The 239-nt window shown below is 53.1% G+C and carries 1 pseudogene; it reads left to right on the top strand.

Features of this window, described 5'->3' with window-relative positions:
- Positions 1-239, top strand: a pseudogene (locus JW499_RS22310) (alpha-amylase family glycosyl hydrolase); the annotation flags it as partial.

Raw genomic sequence — 239 nt, 5'->3', positions numbered from 1 at the left:
GATGAGGTCATTGAGCGCTGGTGTGTGCTGTATAAAGGCCCACTATTGGTGCAACGCTACCGGGCGGGAGAGGCATTAGGCATCGCCGAACGGCAAACCGTCTCAGAAATAGCTGAGACCTGGCGCGCACGGTTAGCCGATATCAGTTGGTTTATGCGCAGTCTGAATGAATATATCGCCCGTAAAGCCAACCAGGAGGATAGCTGTCGGGGACATTTCTGGGAAGCGCGTTTTAAAAG

The sequence above is a fragment of the Amphritea pacifica genome, assembly GCF_016924145.1.
Taxonomy (GTDB): Bacteria; Pseudomonadota; Gammaproteobacteria; order Pseudomonadales; family Balneatricaceae; genus Amphritea; species Amphritea pacifica.
Note: the sequence above shows the minus strand (reverse complement) of the source record. Positions and strands in the feature narration are given on the sequence as shown.